Below are 20,002 nucleotides of genomic sequence, written 5' to 3' on the forward strand. Positions count from 1 at the left end.
GTCAGTTTCCTCCGTTGGGTTGTTCGGGTTGGGGTCTGTGGGGGCAGGCCTGGCAGGCGCGCCAGTGGCGCAGGGCTGCCGGGCTGGATGTCGGTATGGGGCCGTTGTGGCGGGCGCATTCCAGCGCGGTCAGTTCACGCCCCAGAAAGGGGCACGCCACCCGCCCGTAGGTTTCGAGGATGCGTTGCGCCATGCGGTCGGTGCGGCCAGGGTAGCGCCCGGCCAGCAGCAGGCTGACCGATGGCCGGGACACGCCCAGTTCGCGGGCCACCGCCGCCTTGGTGCGGTCTGCGGCGGCGTGGCGCAGCAGTTCCAGCCAGTCATGCGTCATGAGTGGCCCCCTGTTGCGCCAGTTCGGCCCGCGTAGGGATGCGGAAGACTTCACCGGTGTTGAGGTCGGTCAGGGTGCGGGTGGCCTTGTTGAAGGCCGGGGCCTCCAGCCCTGTGTTGCGGTCGCGACGCAGGCGGTAGCGTTGCGGGTGCGGGCCATTGCCCCGGCGGGGCAGCGCCAGCAGGTAGCCCGCGCAGGCCAGCGCCCGGATATAGTCGCCAAGGTTCTTTTCCGCGTAGGCTTCGCTGCCGTCGCACAGCATGGTCAGCAAATCGTCCAGGCTGAAGCCGTCGCGCATGCGCATGGCCCGCCACGCCTTGGCGCGCAGGGTGTTACCCGCCCGCGTCGAAACGTTCCTGCTGTCGGGGCCGGAGCGCAGTTCGATGCCGTTGGCCAGGACGGTGCGCCCGGCATCGGTGATGGTCAGGATGCCGTCCTCGAACGTGGCGTAGCCGCGCTTGTGCAGCGCCTTGCAGGAAAGCCGCGTGCCCTCGCGCGAGGTGCCGAGAGCCGCCACCAGTTCACGCAGCAGGCGCGGCTGGTCCGCCACCTGTTGCAGCAAGGGGGTGCCGTACCACGCCATCTAACGCCCCCCCGCCGCCTGCGCCCCCGTGCGGGGGGCGCGGCCCTGTCTGCCGGTGTTGGCCATGCGCGGGGCGCGGGCCTGCCAATCGTAGGAAAGGGGCACACCGGCCACGTCGGCCATGCCCACCTTGGCCAGTTCGTTGACCTTGGCGATGCGTTCGATGGTGGCCACGATGTTCAGCACTTCGCGCATGCGCCCGGCGGACAGGCGATGCACCTCGGCCACCAGTTCATCGGCCAGGGGCACTTCCGAGAGTTGCCCGCAGGCATGGGCCACGTCGGCCAGCGAGGCGGGGCGGAATTCCACCACCTGCGCGATGCGGCTGTTGATCTGCTTGTGCCGGGCGATGTTCTGCTGGATGCGTTCCATGCCGATCAGCACCACGGTCACCTCGGCCCTGTCGGACAGGTCGCGCACCTTTTCCAGCACGGCGGCGGACGAGGACAGGGTGAATTCCGCCTCGTCGATGACCAGCGGGGCCTGCGTTTCCACCACGTGTTCCAGCAAGCGCCCGAACAGTTGCTGCGCCGTGCCGCGCGGGTCCACCCGCAGTTCCTTGGCCAGTTCGGTCAGGAAGTACTTCGGGGTCCAGTCCACGTTGGCCCGCAGGAACACGGCCCCGGTTTCGGCGGCCCAATGCCCCACCGTGTGGCTTTTGCCGAAGCCCGGCGCGCCGTGAACCAGCATCATCCCGGCCTCCGCCGCGCCGCGCTGTTCCACCGCCTGAATGCCTGCGGTGAACCGGGTGTAGTTTTCCGTCCTGACGAATTGCTTGCGCATGGTGTCTCCTAGTTCTCGGTATGGGCGAGGGCCTTCCAGCCCGGCCACGCGATGCCTTCGTGCACGTAGCGGTCGTGGCTGTCGGCGTACTCGAAGGTTTCGACGTACCGGCACAGCCACGGTTCATCCTTGTCCAGCCAGCGGTCCTTGTGGCGCATCAGCCATTCGTACCGCTCGTGTCCGTGCGCGAAGCACGGGCGGGGTTGTTGTTCGGGGGCGGGGGCGCGCAGGGGCGCAACGTCCAGCGTGATGGAGGGGGCGATGTTGGGGGCGGCGGGTTCGTCTGCCCGTGCGGGCAGCGGTTCACGCGGGGCAAGGCTGTCGGCCACCAGGGTGATGACGTGGGGGTGGCCAGCTTCGGGCAGCACAAGGGTTGCGCCGGGCGCGATGCGGCCCGCCTTGGCCTCCAGCCGCTTGAGTTGTGCGGCCTCGCGCTGGGCGCGGGCGGCTTCGATGCGGGTTTGCTGGAAGTAGGGAATGCTGTTGCCGTCCAGCACGGCGTCGCAAATCTTGTGGCCGTCCATGGTCCAGACGTAGACCCGGCTGGCATCCCACACGTCGTAGCGCACCATCACCGCGTCGCCGTGGTGCGGGGCAAGGTCGTCGGCGTAGTAGATGCCGCCGCCGAAGCGCACCTCGCCGTTGCGCACGATGCGGCGCTCTGCGGGCATGAAGAAATCGTTGGAGCAGTCGGCGGGAACGCGCACCGGTTCCCACCCCGTGGAAAGGAAGTGCTGCCACGCCTCGTCGGGCGACATGTGGCGGCGCTTGCCGCTGGCGTCGGTGGTCATGGGCAGCGCGCGGTGGGGCGTGGCGTTGTATTCGGCCACGCGCTCCAGCATGGCCGTCTTGAATTCGTCCCACGTGGGCATCAGGGCCGTGCGGGCGCCGCGCTTCAGGGCTTCGCGGGTGATCTTGTAGACCTTCTTGGCCGCGTCCGCGTCCATGTCGCGGTGCGTGCAGGTGGCAAACCGCTTGGCCACCGGGTCGCAGAAGGTGGGCACGGCGCGCTCCATCAGGCCCTTGCCCTGCGGGCGGCCCGGAATGGACGCGGCGCGTTCGATGCCCAGCCGGGCCAACATCCCCGTGCCGGGGGCGGTCAGCAGCAGGTTGTCGTAGCCGGGGCCGTTGTCCGAGTAGAACATGGCCGGAATGCCGCCGAACAGGCAGGCCATGCGCAACGCATCCAGCACGCCCTGGGCGTTTTCCGCGTAGTTCAGCGAAATGCCCACGCAACGCCGGGTGGCCATGTCCAGCACGATGGTGACTTCCGGCTTGAACGGCTGGCCGTTGTGCGGATTGCGGATTTCGGCGTCGAAGGTGGTGCCGTCTGCCGTGTAGCAATCGCCGGGCAGCATGTCCTTTGTGGAGCGGCGCTTGTGCGGTTGCAGCTTCAGCAGGGCGTTGCCCGTCCTGCGGCCCCGCTCCAGTTCCGGCAGCGCCACCTTGGCCGCCCAGCGTTTTACCGCGTGGATGGACGGCGGCGTGCCCGTCAGCGCGCCGTCCGCGTAGGCGCGGCACAGGTCGCGGTGGGCCTGCGTCAGGGACGGCTTTTGCGGCAGACGGAAGAACGCGAGGAAGGCGTCCGCCCACGGCGGCACCGTCATGTCCTTGGCCTTGTGCTTGGGCACCAAGGCGTCTTCGCCGCCCTTGATGTACAGGGTGCGCCATGCGTACAGCCTGCGCCGCGAAAGGCCGCGCTTGTCGCCGCTGCCGAAGCGGTCGTTGGCGTCGCGCACCGCGCGCATCAGGTGCGCGGGCAGCGTGCCGTCGGCAGCGTCCTGCACCAGCTTCATGATGGCCGCGTCCACGCCCGTCAGCACGGCAAGGCGTTCCACCTCGCGGATAAGGGCAAGGCGCGCCATGGCGATTTCGCGCTGGCGGTTGGAGCAGTGCTTCAGCGGGGACATGCGGGCGGCGATGGCCCGGCGCGGGTCTGCGGCATCGAGCGGCGGCAACGCGGGCAGGTTCTTTTCCGCCTCCTGCGCCGCCGTGCGCAACATCCCGTCCAGCAGGGCCTTGCGTGTGGACTTGGGCATGGAGGAGATGATCCACACATTGCCCCCGCCCCGGCCTTCACGCTGGCGGGATTCCCAGCGTTCACGCTTGGCGCGCAGTTGTACCGCCCGGTCCTGAATGCCGAGAAGCGGGACAAGCTCCAGCGTGGTGTATCCTTCCTTCACCGGTTCCATGGAGGCCCCCTACGCGGCCTCGCGGGAAGACATGTCGTCGGGCAGATTCAGGAACCGCGCCGGGCAGCCAAGGTCCAGCAGCTTGCGCAGTACGCGCCGGTTGTTCCGCCGCCCCCATATCGTGCTGGACACGAGGGACGTGTTGACGCCGAGTTCCTCCGCAATGACCAACTGACGGATGCGATTGCGCCGCAGCCAATCAAGAATGTGGTAGGTCTGGCGTTCCTTACCGGTGCCGATTCGCCAATCCCAGGTCATCTTCAAGCTCCATTTCAAGTTGGCGGACCGCCTTGCGGCGACGTTTGGTTTCCCAGCACACATGCCCGTAATCGCGCAGGCGCTTGTCCTCGGCGGTCATGACCCCGCAGCCGAGCAGCCCCAGCAGTTGAGCCAAGGGTTGCACGCTGCCCACAGCAAGGCAGAAGACTTCAAGGGCCAGCACCGAGGGCAGGTGTTCGCGGTCAGCGGGGTTGAGCCACTTCTCGAACGTGGCGGGCGACAGCAGGCGGGCGTTTCCGGTGGTCAGCTTGACGCCAGAATCCGACGCCAGGGCATTCATTCGGTCCACCACTTGCGCACGGGAAAGCCCGCACGAAGCGACGGCACGCTGCATGGATGCCTTGAGCGTGGCATTCAGCCCGGCAAGGCGGGCTGGCTGGTCGTTGAAGAGGGAAAGCTGAACCGTGCTCACAAGATGCCGTCCGTCATGTTGAGGGGTTGCCGTCCGGAATCTCTAACGCTCCGGACGTTGACCCGTTCAAGGCGGACGGCTAAGGTCAAACAGCTACGATGATTTCTTTACCGCCCGCAGCTTCAATTAAAGGCAAAAGCAGGCTGCGGTCAAGTCAAAAACCAAATTCGGTGTTCTGTTTTTGCATTTAAGCGTTAACTGTTTGGCTTTAAACGCGGATTGCAAAACACGCATTCGGACTTTGGCTTTCGGAGTTCACCGTGGATACTGCGAAATCCTTTGAAGCTCGTTTCCAGCGAATCCTCCAGGCCGTTGGGGCACGCTCCGAATCCGAACTGGCGCGAATACTGGAAATTCATCCGTCCTCAGTAGGCACGGCAAAGAAAAGAGCTAAAATACCGACAGGATGGATAGAGGCGATTTCGGAACGATTCGGCATCAGCGCCAACTGGCTGTTCTTCGGGTCAGGGGCGATGCACGACGCAGACCGCGTTACCGTCGAACCTGCGCGCGCGGGGACGCTGCGAGCAGGCGAGCCTATAGCCAGGGTTGTGGCAAAGCCGTCTGAAGCCGGTGATGTGATTGAATGTGCGGACTGCGAACTGGTCATGGTGCCCATGGTCGAGGCGCGGTTGAGCGCGGGCACGGGTTCCTTCGAGACAGGCGGGGACATTGAACGCCGTTACGCATTCCGCACCGACTTCCTGCTGCGCAAGGGGGCACCGTCCAGCATGGTCCTGATGCGCGTGGATGGCGACAGCATGGACCCGTATGTGCTCAACGGGGACGTGGTCCTGATTGACCAAAGCCAGCGGGAACCAAGGGCAGGTAAGGTCTACGCCGTGGGCGTCGAGGATGTCGTCTACCTCAAGCGCGTGAACGCCGTGCCGGGCAAGATCATCCTGTCGAGCTACAATCCCGACTATCCGCCGATTGAAGTGGACGCGCGCGGCGACTTGTCCAACGGAATCCGCATCATAGGCCGCGCTGTCTGGGTTGGACGCGAGCTAAATTGACGCAGAATGCCGCGCAGGCGCGGCAGAATCGCGCAGGATTTTCATCGCATTTTGCCTTGTTTAGAAGGCAAAAACAGAACACAGGCAAAACACAAACGGGCGGTCCAAAGGGGCCGCCCGTTTTTCTTCCATGCCTGTGATGAATCGTGCCAATCGGCGCACACTCTTCTGCGCGTTTCGCCCAAAAGCACCCAAAACGCTGCGCGCTAAATTCGACACTAAACTTTCTTCAAACGCCTTGCGGCACAAGGGCCAACGGCACACGAGCATGCCTCACCCCGTTGTGCCAATCTGAATGCCTCCCCGGTCTTGTTCCGCGCCCTCTGCTTTTTGCGTGCGCGGACGTCTATCGTCGTCGGAGTGGCTCTTTGGAGCAAGGTAGCCCACCAAAATAGCCAGAGGCTTGTGGCGTTCACTGCAAGCTCTCGAATTTTCGTCATTGCGGAAAGGGGGGGGCCTCGCCATTCCCCCCTCTCACTACACGCCCCGCATGCGGGCAAGGCAGTGGGTTCGTCCCCGCTGTATGTCGTGAGAAAATACCATCCCACGAGGGCAGCCTCTGTCGTCGGCTTCCGCCACCATGTCAAGTATGTCCATGAACGTCTGCCTGCGCGCATGCGTCATGGATCTGTCGTATTCTTGTAGATGGGAATTGGGAATGGGCACGGCGAATGTATCATTGTCATCGTTTGCAATTGTGATGCTTTTTGTTTTTGGATTTGCAATGCTTTAAAATATTAAGCAATTTATTTTAAAGAGTGAGTATCATAAAATAGTTGCATTAATTTGCAAATGCGTGTGCCAGCGCACAGACGAAGTGGACGAGTCTTGCAACTATGATGGTCCAGCCCCTCGCGATGTCGCGAGAAAAGAATTCTTCAGGAGGACCACATGAACATTCCGACAAAGCAAGAGTTGTCCACGAACATTCAGAAACGCGTCAAGGCGTTCAGGCAGGAAACAGCACCCAACAGGGCGCCGCCGAAACCCCTGCCGTTACCCGTGGGCGAGTGCCCCCAGGTCACCCCCGCGGGTAAATTCCCGGATGCGTCAAGGCAGATCGACATAGACATTGCAATACGGGACTTGCTGCGGTCCGCCAGGGGCGAATTTCTCGTCACGGAGCGTGAAGGGGAGACGTCATGAGTCTGCCCGGCATGGATGAGATCAAGGCCAAGTGGCAACAGCAGATCGGTGCGGCCAAGGTTGCCTGGGGCGAGTTGACCGACGATGAATTGCTGCAATCCGAAGGGCATGCCCAAAAATTGGCTGGCTTGGTGCAGGAGCGATACGCCATCTCGCGTGAAGAGGCCGAAAAACAGGTCCAGAGATTCCTTGACAAGAACAGCACGAAGTGAACCAAGGATGCCTGCCGTTTGCCAGGGTGGCGCGGCAGGCATCGCTGGTGAGTTCCCTTGGCATGGAAATGAACATGCAGCTTTCGGCCGCATTCAAAATGTAAATGACGGAGACCCACATGTACAAGCAATGCCGCAATTATCTCCTCGCGGCGGCCGTCGCGCTGACCATGGCTGCGCCTGTCGGCGCGATGGCTGCCGAGGCCGTATCCCAGAATGTAACCGACGCCCGGCAAGAGGCCCAGATTTGGACGACGTATGCCCTCAGCCCGTACCTGCGCGCCAGCACCATAAATGTCGCGGTGCAGGACGGCAAAGCCACGCTGACCGGATACGTTGCGGAAGACGTCAACAAGGAGTTGGCACGGGAAATCGCCATGGGCGTCGCCGGCATCCGAGAGGTGGACAATCAGATAGTCGTTCAGTCCGACTACTCTCCGCCCGTGTCGAATTCGACGCGCGGCTACGGTGACATGATAGACGACGCCAACATCACGACCTCCATCAAGTCGAAGCTGCTGTGGAGCAAGCACGCAGAAGGCTTGGCCACCAATGTGGTAACGGAACGGGGCAAGGTAACGCTGCGGGGCACTGCCCAAAGCATGGCCGCCAAGAACCTTGCCGGTCGCCTGGCCGTGAACACTCCGGGCGTCGTGTCGGTGGACAACCAGTTGGTGGTCGGCAGCGCCAAGCCGACAGCTGTTGAAGTTGCCAAGGACACTGCGGCTGAGGCTGGAAGCGACATCGCAGACAGTTGGATCACGACGAAGGTGAAGTCCACGCTCCTGTATTCCAGCAATGTTTCCGGTTCCAACATCACGGTGAACACCAGCAAGGGCGTGGTCACGCTCAGCGGCAAGCTGGGCAGCGGCGCAGAACGTGCCCTTGCCGTCGAACTCGCGCAGAACGTGCGCGGGGTCAAGAGCGTCAAGGCAAAGGCCCTTACGTTCTGATGTAAGGCGTTCGGTCGAAGGTCGCCGCGCAGCATGAACATGGTGCGCGGTGATCTTTTTCGTGGTGCGGATGCCTGTTTCGTCTTTCGGCAGAAAGCCAGCAACCATCAGTTTTCTGATGTCGTTCAGGCGGTGATGCGCGCGGCACGTTGCGGGGGGGCCTGCCGGGCTGCCATCTTGCGATGCCAGCCGTTGCCTCAGGTGAACAGCCGCTGTGTCCTGTAGCATTCGCAGGATGCCGCCTCCAGCCCGCTACGGTCCAGAATGCGGATGTGGCCGCGCGTGTAGTGGATGAGTTCCTTGGCCTGCAAAGCCCCGGCGGCAACGGTGATGCCGCTCCTGCGCACCCCCAGCATGTCGGCAAGCGATTCGTGCGTGAGGTAGAAATTGTCGGCGTGCGCACGGTCCTGCGCCAGCAGCAGCCAATAGGCCAGCCGCTGTTCGATGGGATGAAACCGTGTGCACAGCGCCGTTTTTGACAAATCGTCTATCGTCACGGACAGGCGCAACTGAAGAGCCTGAAACAGGCGGGAGCTGGCGTGCAGGGCATGCAGAAAGTGCATCGTGCTCATCTTCAGGGCGCTGCCCGCACCAGACACGATGGACTTCATGGAGGAAGAATGACTCCCCAGGATCAAGGTCGTGCCCAGCATCCCTTCGTTGCCGATCAGCCCTACAGCCATGCGCTGGTGTTCACCCTGTGTCGCAACCAGTGATATGAATCCGGCAAGGGGGAAGTATACGTGCTGGTAGCGTTGGAACGGTTCGTGAAGAACGGTACCCAGAACCATGTCCACAGTCTCGCAACCCGTAATGATGTCGTTGCGTTCGTTGTGTGTCAGGCTCTCGATCAGACTGTTGACGCCTGAATGGGGAAGTGAGGCGGTCATGCGCGTATCCTTTGGCACAAGGCAGCCAAGGAACGACACGAGAAAGGTGCCAACAATCTCGATGCCCCAACCTGAATGGTCGTCGGGCGGTTGTCTGTGCACCACGGCGTGCTGGGCGGCGGTCTCTGCCCCGCAGGCGCCATCGCCCGCCGCCTGGCAGGCTGTCAGCCCAGGCGCGCAGCCATCATGTACGGAAGAAGGCGGTCAGTTTCCTTCTTTACGACAGCATAACATTCACAACTCAATTGTTCAAGCTTATCCCTGTCCAAGACTGTTATTCGTCCTCGACTATATTCTATGACGCCAAGCTTTTGCAGTTTTCCTGCGGCCTCGGTAACGCCTTCACGGCGGACACCAAGCATGTTTGCGATGAGTTCCTGCGTCATTGTCAGCTGGTTGCTTGGAAGGCGATCAAGAGAAAGAAGAAGCCACCTGCACAGTTGCTGGTCTATCGAGTGGTGGCGGTTGCAGACGGCAGTCTGGGCCATCTGCGTGATGAGCGACTGGGTGTACCGCAGCATCAATTGCAGCATCTCGCCATGGCGGTTGAATTCGTCCTTCAGACGCTGCCCCGGCAACTGATAGGCATGCCCTGCGCTCTGCACAATGGCCCTGCTGGGTGTGCTCTCCCCCCCCATGAACACGGCAACTCCGATGAGTCCCTCGTTGCCGACCACGGAAATTTCCGCCGATGCCCCGCTTTCCATCACGTATAGCAGGGACACGATGGCGTCGGTCGGAAAGTAGACGTGGCGCATGGCGTCGCCGGATTCATACAGCACCTTGCCGAGCGGCATCGGCACCAGTTCCAGATGGGTGAACAGACGTTCCTGAACGTCTCTGGGCAGCGCGGCCAGAAGATGATTCTGGCGGGGTGAGGGTGTCTCCTGCATATCAGCCTCCTTGAGGGGTAGTCTCGTAAGGGCAACATGCGTCAACTGGCGCGACTTATCTGTACGGTAGCGCACATTGCACCGGTCCGTCAGCCCTCGTTCCGTCTCATCCCCCTCACCACGCGGATACAGCGCGAAATAAAATTCCCTATGTGTGGCATCGAACGGAAGATATCCGTGAGGGTGCTAGGTTGGGTATGCTCCGAATAGTCCCTGAACGCCAACGGAAGCCGGGTGCCATTGACATGCTGGAACTTGTCGCAGTCGTGCTCGTGGCCGTGTGGCTGATGGGGTTGGGGGCGTCATCTTCCATGACCGGCTTCATCAATTTCTTTCTGGTCGTGATCGTGATGGTGGTCGTTGTCCGGATCATTCAGCGCCATCGCCTGTAATTCCGGTGTCCACGCAGACTGCATGCGGGGGGCAAGCCGGTTTGTCCGGTGGCCGGATGATTTCCGGGTTGATGGTCCATAACTCGAAACAGTTGCAGGAGCGCAATATGGAAAACTTGCTTTGGTTTCTCATCATCGGCTTGGTTGCGGGTTGGCTGGCGGGCACTCTGATGAAAGGGGGCGGTTTCGGCCTCGTGGGTGACCTCATTGTCGGCATTGTCGGCGCGGTGATCGGTGGTGTCCTGTTCGGCGCCATCGGCATTGGCGGTGGCGGGCTGCTGGGGGCAATCCTCATGGCTACCGTTGGCGCGGTCATCCTGATTCTCTGCCTGCGCATGCTCAAGCGGGCATGACCGACGTACACCGAACCAGAACCTGACGTTGCCGGCGATGCGGGAACATGCATCGACGCCTGCTTCCCTGCATGACGCCATGCGCGACACGGTTTGGAGAAATGCGGCTGCTGCCGCGAAAACCCTGCATCATCGTTCACACAGGAGTAGTCCCATGAAGTTCCAGAGATGCATGACGCTGTTCGTCGCAGTCATCATGGCCCTTGCCCTTGGCTGCGCATCGACATCGAACTCGGAAGGAACGGGTGAATACCTTGACGATACCGCCATCACCGCCAAGGTGCAGACGGCCATTCTCCAGGAGGCGTCCCTGACGTCTGCCGAGATCAACGTCGAAACCTTCAAGGGCGTGGTACAGTTGAGCGGCTTTGTCGGATCACGGGCCGAGATCAACACCGCAGTCCAGGTGGCGCGCAAGGTTGAGGGCGTGAAGTCCGTCCGCAACGACATGCACGTCAAGGGTCAACAGTAACGGGGCGGAGCAGTCCGCTCGCACCAGTCCGTTTGCCGTGCCCCCTGGCCTGTGCAGGGGGCACGCCCCGACGCCGTTCACGCCGCGTGACGTTTCCTTGCAGCACGCCGCCGCCAATGCTCCCCCTGGGGGGCGGACGCCCTGCGGAATGGCGTTGCGTTGCGCCTGCGCCCGCGCGGTGCCTGTGTCGCTGGCACCATGCGTCGGTGCGCATTTTTGCCGTGTGCCCGCTGTGATTCCGCCCATGCGGAAGGAGACTCAGGAATGGAGGAGGAAACCAATACCGTTCGCAGTGCCCTTGCCCGTGCATGGATGCGTTGTTGTGGGATGGAGCAGGCGTTGCAGCCGGACGAGAACGAACTGCCGCTCCGCTCGGAACTGCTCAGCGCCGACCAGATGGAGCAACGCGGCATACTGCTCGCGGACCTGCACAGCCTGCGGCCGGGCCGGTCGCGCGACCGCCTGCTGGACAGGCTGGCCGCGAACGAACGCCTGCTGCTGCATGTGCACACCCTGCTGACGGAAGACATCAGGGCTGACCAACGGATTTCGCCCGCAGGGGAATGGCTGCTCGACAATTTCTACGTGATCGAGGAGCAGATACGCACGGCCAACCGCCACCTGCCCAAGGGGTACAGCCGGGAATTGCCGTACCTTGCCACCGGCCCTTCGGCCGGGCTGCCCCGGGTGTACGACATAGCCCTGGAGACGATTTCGCATGGCGACGGAAGGGTCGACCCGGAAATCATCCACCGCTTCGTAACCGCCTACCAGACGGTTACCCCCCTGAAGTTGGGGGAACTGTGGGCGATTCCCATCATGCTGCGCCTGGCGTTGATAGAGAACCTCAGGCGCGTTGCCGCGCGCATTGCCATGCACAGGTCGGAACGGGCGCACGCCGACCATTGGGCCGACCTGATGACAAGGGTTGCCGCGCGAGAACCCCGCAACCTGATTCTTGCCATTGCCGACATGGCCCGCTCCGACCCGCCCATGGCGAGTTCCTTCGTGGCCGAGCTGACCCGCCGGTTGCAGGGGCAAGGGCACGCCCTGGCCCTGCCGCTGACGTGGATCGAGCAGCGGTTGTCCGAATCGGGCCTGACCATCGAACAGGTGGTGCGTTTCGAGACCCAGCAGCAGGCGGCCGATCAGGTAACGATGAGCAACAGCATCGGCAGCCTGCGGACCCTTGGCGCGAAGAACTGGCGCGAGTTCATCGAGTCGATGAGCATCGTCGAGCGGATATTGGGTGAAGACCCCGCCGGTGTGTACGGCGGCATGGATTTCGCCACGCGCGACCGTTACCGCCATGTCGTGGAAAAGGCGGCCAAGCGTGGTCGGCTTTCCGAAGGCGAGGTGGCCCGGAAGGCGGTGGAACTGGCAGACGAGGCGGCAGCCCTGAATGACGGTGACGACCGCTCCGCGCATGTGGGATTCCATCTGATTGATGCGGGAGCGGCCCGGTTCGAGCGGGCGGTGGGCATGCGCCTGTCGGCTGCGGCGCTGCTGCGCAGGGCAGGGGGCAGGGTTCCCTTGCTGGCCTACGTTGGCGGCATCGTGGCCATGACGGCGTTTTTCGCGGTGTGCCTGGTGGGCAGGGCGCGCGCGGACGGACTGGATGGCTGGGGGCTGGGGCTGTTCGTACTTCTCGCGGCCCTGTGTGCCAGCCACCTTGCGGTGGCCCTGGCAAACTGGCTGGCCACCCTGTTGACCACGCCGCGCCCATTGCCGCGCATGGATTTTTCCAAGGGAATACCGTCAAGCGCGCGGACGCTGGTCGTCGTGCCGACCATGCTGACCGACCCGGACGGCATCGACGCCCTGGCCAAGGCGCTTGAAGTCCGCTTTCTGGCCAACAACCACGCCCACCTCCATTTCGCCCTGCTTAGCGACGTGCGCGATGCCGCCGAAGAAACGATGCCGGAGGACGAACCCCTGGTGCAGCTTGCCCGGCAACACATCGAGGCACTGAACGCGCGATACCCCAGCGCCGATGGCGATGTGTTCTTTCTGTTCCACCGCCCCCGGCGGTGGAACCCGCAGGACGGGGTATGGATGGGGCATGAGCGCAAGCGTGGCAAGCTGTCGGACCTGAACGTCTTTCTGCGGAAAGGGGATACAGGCGGGTTTGCGCTCGTTGTCGGTGAAACGGCATGCCTGTCCGGCGTGCAGTACGTCATCACGCTGGATACCGACACGCAACTGCCGCGCGAAGCGGCCTGGCGGTTCATCGGGGCCATGGCGCACCCGCTCAACCGTCCCCGGTACGACGAACTTCGCCAGCGCGTGGTAGCCGGGTACGGCATCCTTCAGCCACGGGTCACCGCCAGCCTGTCGGGCGCCAACCGGTCGCGGTACGGGCGCATGTGCGCCAGCGAGATCGGCATCGATCCGTATACCCGCGCCGTTTCGGACGTGTATCAGGACCTGTTCGGCGAAGGCTCGTTCATCGGCAAGGGGATCTACGATGTCGATGCGTTCGAGCAGGCCCTGGGAGGGCGTTTTCCCGACAACCGGATACTCAGCCACGACCTGCTGGAGGGCTGCTACGCCCGCGCCGGGTTGATGAGCGACGTGCAGTTGTACGAGGACTATCCCTCGCGCTACGGCGCGGACGTGAACCGCAGGCACCGCTGGATTCGCGGTGACTGGCAGATCGCCCGCTGGCTGTTTCCGGGCATTCCCGGCCCGGATTCGCGCATGCGCAGGAATCCGCTTTCGGTATTGTCGCGCTGGAAGATCCTCGACAACTTGCGGCGCAGCCTCATGGCAGCGGCATTGACGCTTCTGCTGGTGTCGGGTTGGACCATGCTGCCATCGGCCTGGTTCTGGACGGTGGCGGCGGCGGGCATCATCCTGCTGCCTTCCCTGCTGTCCCTTGTGGCCAATGCGGTCCGCAAACCCGCAGACATCACGCCGAGGCAGCACCTTGTGGCCGTTGTCCGTTCGGTTCCCCGGTATTTCTCGCAGGCGTTGTTCACCTTGGCATGCCTGCCCTACGAGGCGTTCTTCAGTCTGGATGCCATACTGCGCACGGCATGGCGGATGCTGGTCTCGCGCAGGAACCTGCTGCAATGGAATCCGTCCGGCGATCAGGAGCAGGACGGTTGCACGGGGTTCGTCGGCTTGTACCGGACCATGTGGTTCGCCCCTTTCGCGGCGGCAGCCGCCATGGCCGCCCTTGTGGCGGCAGGCCCGGCCGGTTCTCCGCCGCTTGCCGTTGCTGCGCCGGTCCTGTGCCTGTGGCTTGCCGCACCGGCCATCGTGTGGTGGCTCGATCGTCCTCTTGCCCGGCTTCGGGAACGCCCGACGGCGGCGCAGACCATCTTTCTCCGTAAGATCGGGCGCAAGACATGGGCATTTTTCGAGACCTTCGTGGGCCCTGCGGACAACTGGCTGCCGCCGGACAACTATCAGGAACACCCCGTGGAGGCGGTGGCGCACCGCACTTCACCCACCAACATGGGCCTTGCGTTGCTGGCCAACCTTACCGCCCATGATTTCGGCATCATTTCCGCCGGGCGGCTCGTGGAGCGCACGACCAGCACGCTACAGACCATGAACCGGCTGGAGCGCCACTACGGGCACTTCTTCAACTGGTACGACACGCAGACCCTGAGCCCGTTGCCGCCCCGCTACATATCCTCGGTCGACAGCGGCAACCTTGCCGGGCACCTGCTGACGTTGCGGGCGGGGCTGCGTGGTCTTGCCGACCAAAGGATACTGGACGCGCGCGTGCTCGACGGGCTTGCGGATACCCTGGGCATCGCGCTGGACATCGCCACGGGCGCCGCCCCGAATGCTGCCGCCGCAACTGTTTCGAAGGGGGTGGCGCCGGTCCTGCTGGCGCAGCTTCGCCGGGATATGGACGCTGCGGTCCGCGCCCGTCCGAACACCCTTGCGGCCCTCAGGCACAGCCTTGAACGGCTGGCGTCGTCGGCACTGGCCGTTGACGTCGACATGGGGCCCGCCGCCGCAGGGGCCGAGAGCCTGCTGGCGTGGTGGATTCGCGCTTTTCACGGGCAGTGCCGCGACGCCCTGGATGAACTGGCCCTGCTTGCACCATGGGCGGAACTGGTGCCTTCGCTGTATGCCTTCGGGGATTTTTCGCGCCTTGACGAAGTGCCGACGCTGCGGGAACTGGCGGAACTGGAGGCGGCGTTTCAGCCCATGTTCACCCGGTATTCCGAGAACGGTGCAACGCTGGAACAGCTCGCAAGGCTTGACGAACTGCAACGCCTTGTGGCGACGGCCAGCGGGCACGCCCGCGCGCGCATCGCGGCCATCGAATATCTGGCCGTACAGTGCGGCGTCATGGCCCGGATGGAATACGGGCTGCTGTACGACGAATCGCTGCACCTGCTGGCCATAGGCTACAACGTGGACGAGCGGCGGCGCGACGTCAGCTGCTATGACCTGCTGGCTTCGGAGGCGCGGCTTGCCAGTTTCGTGGCCATCGCGCAGGGGCAGTTGCCGCAGGAAAGCTGGTTTGCCCTCGGCCGTTTGCTCACCATTGCCGGTGGGGAGCCGATTCTCCTGTCATGGAGCGGCTCGATGTTCGAATACCTGATGCCGATGCTGGTCATGCCGAGCTATGCGAACACGCTGCTCGACCAGACCTGCGCGGCCGCCGTGGCGCGGCAGATGGAATACGGAAGGGTGCGCGCCGTGCCGTGGGGTATTTCGGAGTGCGGGTACAACGCCATAGACGTGCACCGCAACTACCAGTACCGGGCCTTCGGAGTGCCCGGGCTGGGCCTGAAGCGCGGGCTTGCCGAAGACCTGGTCATCGCGCCGTACGCCACGGCGCTGGCATTGATGGTGGCCCCCGCCGATGCGTGCCGTAATCTGGAACGCCTTTCGGCGGAGGGGATTGAAGCCCGCTACGGCTTCTATGAGGCCATCGACTACACCCCCTCGCGCCTGCCACGCGGGCAGACACATTCCGTGGTCCGTTCCTTCATGGCCCATCATCAGGGCATGAGCTTTCTGGCCTTGTCGCACGTGCTGCTGGACCGCCCGATGCAGAAGCGCTTCGAGTCCGATTCCATATTCCAGGCAACCCTGTTGCTGCTTCAGGAGCGCATTCCCACCGCCTCGGCAAGCTACGCGCACACGACCGAACTGTCCGAGTTGCGCATGGCTTCCGGCACGCAGGAAATGCCCCTTCGCGTTTTCTCCAGCCCGGATACCCCGCAGCCAGAAGTGCAGTTGCTGTCCAACGGCAGGTATCACGTCATGGTCACCAACGCGGGCGGTGGCTACAGCCGCTGGAACGACCTTGCCGTCACCCGGTGGCGAGAGGACGGCACCTGCGACAACAGGGGCACCTTCTGCTACCTGCGCGACGTGGCCAGCGGCGAGTTCTGGTCCGTGGCCCACCAGCCCACCCTCAGGCGCGCGGAGCGCTACGAGGCCGTCTTTTCAGAGGGGCGCGCGGAATTTCATCGCAGCGACCGTGGCTACGACATCCACACCGAAATAGCTGTCTCGCCCGAAGACGACATCGAACTGCGCCGCATGCGCATCACCAACCGGTCATGGGCCCGCCGTCAGCTGGAAGTGACCAGCTATGCGGAAGTGGTGCTGGCCCCGCCAGCCGCCGACGCACTGCATCCGGCGTTCAGCAATCTTTTCGTGCAGACGGAGATACTCCGGCGGCAGCAGGGCATCCTGTGCACCCGGCGTCCACGGGCCGAGGACGAGCATGTTCCGTGGATGCTGCACATGATGGCCGTGCGCGGGGTGGAAGCACAGGCAGTCTCCTACGAGACCGACCGCATGCGCTTCATCGGCCGGGGGAACACCCTTGCCGCCCCGCAGGCAGTCAGCGGCAAGGATGCGTCGGGCGCCCTGTCGGACAGCGAAGGATCGGTGCTCGATCCCGTGGTGGCCATTCGCTGCCGGATCACGCTGGAGCCGGGACAGGTGGCAACCGTGGACATGGTGACCGGTATCGGGGAAACCCGCGATGCGGCTGTGGTTCTGGTGGAAAAGTACCACGACAGACACCTTGCGGACCGCGTTTTCGATCTCACGTGGACGCACGGGCAGGTGCTGTTGCGCCAGTTGGGGGCCTCTGAAGCCGATGCGCAACTCTACGGGCGTCTTGCCGGTTCCGTACTGCATGCCAACCCCGCGCTGCGGGCCGACGAGGACATCCTGGCCCGGAACACAAGGGGGCAGTCGGGCCTGTGGGGCTATGCCATCTCCGGCGACCTGCCCATAGTGCTGCTGAAGATCGAGGACCCGGCAAACATCGAACTGGTGCGCCAGATGGTGCAGGCCCACGCCTACTGGCGCCTGAAGGGCCTGGCCGTCGACCTGGTGATCTGGAACGAGGACCATGCCGGATACAGGCAGGTGCTGAACGACCAGATCATGGGGCTCATCGCCGCCGGTATCGAGGCGGGCGTCACCGATCGCCCCGGCGGCATCTTTGTCCGGTCGGCCGACAGGATTGCGGAGGAAGACCGCATCCTGATCCAGTCGGTGGCGCGAGTCATCATCTCCGACGGCATGGGAACGCTGGAAGAGCAGATAGAGGGGCGCGGCAGTGTGGCCATGACGGTGCCCAGGCTCGTCGTCACGCGCACCCACCGTCCGGACCCGGTGGCGGAAGCGCCGCTTCCCCGGGATGACCTGGCCTTCTACAACGGCCTTGGCGGCTTTACGCCCGATGGCCGGGAATACGTCATCACCACCGCCCCCGGGCAACTGACGCCCACGCCGTGGGTGAACGTGCTGGCCAACCCGAACTTCGGAACCGTGATATCGGAAAGCGGCCTTGCCTGCACGTGGAGCGAGAACGCCCACGAATTCCGGCTTACCCCGTGGGGCAACGACCCCGTGAGCGATTCGCGGGGAGAGGCGTTCTACCTGCGCGACGAGGAGCGCGGCCACTTCTGGTCGCCCACACCGCTGCCACGTCGCGGGACGACGCCGTACGTCACCCGGCACGGGTTTGGCTACAGCGTGTTCGAGCATGTCGAGCGCGGCATTCGCACCGAGATGTGGGTCTATGTGGCGATGGATGCGGCGGTCAGGTTCACGGTTCTCAAGGTGCGCAACATGTCTGGCCGCACCCGGCGCCTGTCCGCCACCGGGTATGTGGAATGGGTGCTTGGCGATCTGCCGCCCAAGGCCGCCATGCACGTGGCGACGGAAATCGCCCCGGACAGCGGCGCGCTGTTCGCGCGCAACCCGTACAACACGGAGTTCGCCGACAGGACGGCGTTTTTCGATGTGGATGAGGTCTCGCGCACCGTGACTGGCGACCGGGTCGAATTCCTGGGCCGCAACGGTACGCACGAGGCCCCTGCCGCCATGCTGCGCAAGCGGCTTTCCGGCAGGGTGGGCGTGGGGCTTGATCCGTGCGCCGCCATGCAGGTGGGGTTCGACCTGGCCGCCGGGCAGGAACGGGAAATCGTGTTCCGGCTTGGCGTGGGACGTACCCCCGACGAGGCTCGGCAACTGGTGGCCCGTTTTCGCGGGCCCACGGTCGCGCGCGCCGCGCTGGCCACGGTGTGGGAATACTGGTCGCGCACGCTTGGCGCCATACACGTGGAGACACCAGACCAATCACTGAACGTGCTGGCCAACGGCTGGCTGCTGTACCAGACACTGGCCTGCCGCCTGTGGGCGCGAGCCGCCACCTACCAATCCGGCGGGGCCTTCGGCTTTCGCGACCAGTTGCAGGATGTCATGGCGCTTGTCCATGCGCAGCCGCATCTTGTGCGCGACCATCTGCTGCTGTGCGCGGCGCACCAGTTCGGGGAAGGTGATGTCCAGCACTGGTGGCACCCGCCCATGGAGCGTGGCGTGCGCACCCGCTGTTCGGACGATTACCTCTGGCTGCCGCTTGCGACGTGCCGCTACGTGCTGACCACCGGGGACACGGGCGTTCTGGATGAATACGTCCACTTTCTGCAAGGTCGCCCGGTGAAACCGGACGAGGATTCCTATTACGACCAGCCACGGCGTTCCGACGAGACAGGCAGCCTGTACGAACACTGCGTCCGGGCCATCATGCACGGCCTTGCGTTCGGGGAGCGCGGCCTGCCGCTCATGGGTTCCGGCGACTGGAACGACGGCATGGACCGCGTGGGCGAACAAGGCAAGGGGGAAAGCGTGTGGCTCGGTTTCTTTCTGCACGAGGTGCTGACGCGCTTTGCAGAGGTTGCCGCAGCGCGAGGCGACGTTTCCTTTGCCGGACGTTGCCTGAACGAGGCAGACACCCTGCGCACCAATATCGAACGGCACGGCTGGGACGGGGCGTGGTACCGCCGCGCCTATTTCGACGATGGCACGCCGCTCGGTTCGGCGGGCAATGCCGAGGGCAGGATAGATTCCATCGCGCAGAGTTGGGCTGTCCTTTCCGGGGCGGCGGACAAGGAGCGGGCGAGCATGGCCATGGGTGCCGTGGATGAGCACCTTGTCCGGCGCACGCAGGGGCTGGTCCAGCTTCTGGATCCGCCGTTCGATACATCCGCGCAAAACCCCGGCTACATCAAGGGCTACGCCCCCGGTGTGCGCGAAAACGGCGGGCAGTACACGCACGCCGCCATCTGGGCGGCCATGGCCTTTGCCCACATGGGGGACGGCCGCCGCGCGTGGGAGCTTTTCACCATCATCAACCCGGTGAACCATGCCCTGTCCGGCGAAGCCACCGCCGTCTACAAGGTGGAACCCTACGTGGTTGCTGCGGATGTCTATGCGGCCCCCCAGCACGTGGGGCGCGGCGGCTGGACGTGGTACACGGGCTCCGCAGCGTGGATGTACCGGCTGATCGTGGAATCGTTGCTGGGCATCAGTCTGGAAAACGGCAGGTTGCGGGTTTCGCCCTGTCTGCCCGAAGGATGGGCCGGTTTCACCCTGCATTATCGATATCACGGTGCGGTGTACCATCTGGAGGTTCTGCGGTCTTCGGACGAAGGAAGCGGCGTGCGCCTGCGCGTGGATGGTACCGACCAGGAAGGAAACAGCATCCTTCTCGTTGATGACGGGGCCGAGCACCGCGTCGAGGTTCGTGTATCGGCCGGTCATGCGTGAACGGGGTTGCACCCTCGTGCCGACGGCCGTTGGTTGTGTCGCCC

The 20,002-nt window shown here is 63.9% G+C and carries 15 protein-coding genes; 7 read left to right on the plus strand and 8 right to left on the minus strand.

The genetic code is table 11. The features are described 5' to 3' along the window. Nucleotide 1: 1 nt before the first annotated feature. From ABWO17_RS01550 to ABWO17_RS01575, 6 genes are read right to left on the minus strand one after another with little or no spacing between them, the layout of a single operon-like run. Entirely contained in the window at nucleotides 2-331 is a 330-nt protein-coding gene (locus ABWO17_RS01550) for a helix-turn-helix domain-containing protein (RefSeq protein ID WP_353115366.1), read from the minus strand. After that, complete coding sequence (locus ABWO17_RS01555; RefSeq protein WP_353115368.1) at nucleotides 321-914, minus strand: winged helix-turn-helix domain-containing protein; 594 nt, start codon at nucleotides 912-914, stop codon at nucleotides 321-323. Before ABWO17_RS01555 ends, ABWO17_RS01550 begins: the two co-directional genes overlap by 11 nt. Continuing rightward, nucleotides 915-1,697 carry an AAA family ATPase gene (locus ABWO17_RS01560; protein WP_353115370.1) on the minus strand — a complete coding sequence of 261 codons (783 nt, stop codon included), beginning with the start codon at nucleotides 1,695-1,697 and terminating at the stop codon, nucleotides 915-917. 8 nt (nucleotides 1,698-1,705) lie between these two features. After that, nucleotides 1,706-3,889: a Mu transposase C-terminal domain-containing protein gene (locus tag ABWO17_RS01565; RefSeq protein WP_353115372.1), complete on the minus strand. Its 2,184-nt coding sequence runs from the start codon at nucleotides 3,887-3,889 to the stop codon at nucleotides 1,706-1,708. Nucleotides 3,890-3,898: 9 nt separating this feature from the next. Then, nucleotides 3,899-4,147, minus strand: a complete 249-nt coding sequence (locus tag ABWO17_RS01570; protein WP_353115374.1) for a hypothetical protein — start codon at nucleotides 4,145-4,147, stop codon at nucleotides 3,899-3,901. Further along, on the minus strand, nucleotides 4,116-4,580 hold the full coding sequence (locus ABWO17_RS01575) for a hypothetical protein (protein WP_353115376.1): 465 nt from the start codon (nucleotides 4,578-4,580) through the stop codon (nucleotides 4,116-4,118). Before ABWO17_RS01575 ends, ABWO17_RS01570 begins: the two co-directional genes overlap by 32 nt. 260 nt (nucleotides 4,581-4,840) lie before the next feature. On the opposite strand from ABWO17_RS01575, the gene ABWO17_RS01580 reads away from it, so the two are divergent. From ABWO17_RS01580 to ABWO17_RS01590, 3 genes are all read left to right on the plus strand, one after another. After that, nucleotides 4,841-5,596, plus strand: a complete 756-nt coding sequence (locus ABWO17_RS01580; RefSeq protein WP_353115378.1) for a LexA family transcriptional regulator — start codon at nucleotides 4,841-4,843, stop codon at nucleotides 5,594-5,596. A 1,142-nt stretch (nucleotides 5,597-6,738) separates the two neighbouring features. After that, nucleotides 6,739-6,954: a CsbD family protein gene (locus ABWO17_RS01585; RefSeq protein WP_353115380.1), complete on the plus strand. Its 216-nt coding sequence runs from the start codon at nucleotides 6,739-6,741 to the stop codon at nucleotides 6,952-6,954. Between the two features lie 119 nt (nucleotides 6,955-7,073). Beyond that, nucleotides 7,074-7,907: a BON domain-containing protein gene (locus ABWO17_RS01590; RefSeq protein ID WP_353115382.1), complete on the plus strand. Its 834-nt coding sequence runs from the start codon at nucleotides 7,074-7,076 to the stop codon at nucleotides 7,905-7,907. Nucleotides 7,908-8,104: 197 nt separating this feature from the next. Here the strand turns inward: ABWO17_RS01590 and ABWO17_RS01595 are convergent, their stop codons facing one another. Further along, the gene (locus tag ABWO17_RS01595) at nucleotides 8,105-8,797 is read right to left on the minus strand and encodes a Crp/Fnr family transcriptional regulator (protein WP_353115384.1); all 693 of its coding nucleotides are present in this window, start codon (nucleotides 8,795-8,797) and stop codon (nucleotides 8,105-8,107) included. 164 nt (nucleotides 8,798-8,961) lie between these two features. Next, on the minus strand, nucleotides 8,962-9,690 hold the full coding sequence (locus tag ABWO17_RS01600; protein WP_353115386.1) for a Crp/Fnr family transcriptional regulator: 729 nt from the start codon (nucleotides 9,688-9,690) through the stop codon (nucleotides 8,962-8,964). A gap of 245 nt (nucleotides 9,691-9,935) precedes the next feature. On the opposite strand from ABWO17_RS01600, the gene ABWO17_RS01605 reads away from it, so the two are divergent. The 4 genes from ABWO17_RS01605 (at nucleotide 9,936) to ABWO17_RS01620 (ending at nucleotide 19,958) form a co-directional block, all read left to right on the plus strand. Then, entirely contained in the window at nucleotides 9,936-10,082 is a 147-nt protein-coding gene (locus ABWO17_RS01605; protein ID WP_353115388.1) for a lmo0937 family membrane protein, read from the plus strand. Nucleotides 10,083-10,189: 107 nt separating this feature from the next. After that, nucleotides 10,190-10,435 carry a GlsB/YeaQ/YmgE family stress response membrane protein gene (locus ABWO17_RS01610; protein WP_353115390.1) on the plus strand — a complete coding sequence of 82 codons (246 nt, stop codon included), beginning with the start codon at nucleotides 10,190-10,192 and terminating at the stop codon, nucleotides 10,433-10,435. 154 nt (nucleotides 10,436-10,589) lie between these two features. Next, nucleotides 10,590-10,907 carry a BON domain-containing protein gene (locus tag ABWO17_RS01615; protein WP_353115392.1) on the plus strand — a complete coding sequence of 106 codons (318 nt, stop codon included), beginning with the start codon at nucleotides 10,590-10,592 and terminating at the stop codon, nucleotides 10,905-10,907. A gap of 264 nt (nucleotides 10,908-11,171) precedes the next feature. Next, on the plus strand, nucleotides 11,172-19,958 hold the full coding sequence (locus tag ABWO17_RS01620; protein ID WP_353115394.1) for a glycoside hydrolase family 94 protein: 8,787 nt from the start codon (nucleotides 11,172-11,174) through the stop codon (nucleotides 19,956-19,958). Nucleotides 19,959-20,002 lie beyond the last annotated feature (44 nt).

The organism is Nitratidesulfovibrio sp. (genome assembly GCF_040373385.1).
GTDB lineage: Bacteria > Desulfobacterota > Desulfovibrionia > Desulfovibrionales > Desulfovibrionaceae > Cupidesulfovibrio.